At 75.2% G+C, this 1,067-nt stretch carries 2 protein-coding genes; both read left to right on the top strand.

All coding sequences use genetic code 11. The features are described from left to right. Window positions 1-317, top strand: a 317-nt coding sequence (locus tag GTW67_RS35100) for an exonuclease SbcCD subunit D C-terminal domain-containing protein (RefSeq protein ID WP_202438117.1), incomplete at its 5' end; no start/stop codon positions are given. Beyond that, window positions 314-1,067, top strand: a 754-nt coding sequence (locus tag GTW67_RS35095) for an AAA family ATPase (RefSeq protein WP_161168762.1), incomplete at its 3' end; no start/stop codon positions are given. The genes GTW67_RS35100 and GTW67_RS35095, both read left to right, overlap by 4 nt.

Below are 1,067 nucleotides of genomic sequence, written 5' to 3'. Positions count from 1 at the left end.
ACCCGGAGCTGACCCGGCACGAGGACGCGTGGGTCGAGGCCACCCTCACCGACCCGGTGCGGCCGGCCGACCCCATGGCCCGGCTCACCGAACGCTTCCCGCACACCCTCAGCCTCGTCTTCGACCCCGACCGGGCACCGGACGACCCGGCCGTCTCCTACGCCCGTCGCCTCGCGGGCCGCAACGACCAGCAGATCGCGGAGGACTTCGTCGCCCACGTGCGCGGTGTCGGACCCGACGGCCGCGAACAGACCGTGCTGCGGGACGCCTTCGACGCCGTGCGCGCGGACGAGACCGTGCGGGAGGTGGCCCGGTGAGGCTGCACCGGCTCGACATCACGGCCTTCGGGCCCTTCGGCGGCTCGCAGAGCGTCGACTTCGACGACCTCTCGGCCGCCGGGCTGTTCCTGCTGCACGGACCGACCGGCGCCGGCAAGACGTCCGTCCTCGACGCCGTCTGCTACGCCCTGTACGGCTCCGTCCCCGGCGCCCGGCAGAGCGGCAGCCAGGGCATGACCCTGCGCAGCGACCACGCCGCCGTCGGCACCCGCACCGAGGTGCGCCTCGAACTCACCGTCGCCGGACGGCGGCTGGAGGTCACCCGGCAGCCGCCGTGGGAGCGGCCCAAGCTGCGCGGCAAGGGCACCACCGTCGACAAGGCCCAGACCTGGCTGCGCGAGCACGACGCGGCGGCCGGGACCTGGAAGGACCTCAGCCGCTCCCACCAGGAGATCGGCGAGGAGATCACCCAGCTGCTCGGCATGAGCCGCGAGCAGTTCTGCCAGGTCGTCCTGCTGCCCCAGGGCGACTTCGCCCGCTTCCTGCGCGCCGACGCCGAGGCCCGCGGCAAGCTGCTCGGCCGGCTCTTCGACACCCGCCGCTTCGCCGAGGTCGAGAAGCGCCTCGCCGAGCGGCGCCGCACGACCGAGGCCCAGGTGCGGGAAGGGGACGCCGCGCTGCTCGCGGACGCCCACCGGATGCAGCAGGCCGCCGGCGACGCCATGGCCCTGCCCGAGCTGGCACCCGGCGATCCGGGCCTGGCCGAGGCCGTGCTGAGCGCGGCCGCCG

The organism is Streptomyces sp. SID5910 (genome assembly GCF_009862125.1).
Classification (GTDB): Bacteria; Actinomycetota; Actinomycetes; order Streptomycetales; family Streptomycetaceae; genus Streptomyces.
The sequence above is the reverse complement of the archived record's forward strand: the minus strand, read 5'-3'. Positions and strand labels throughout refer to the sequence as shown.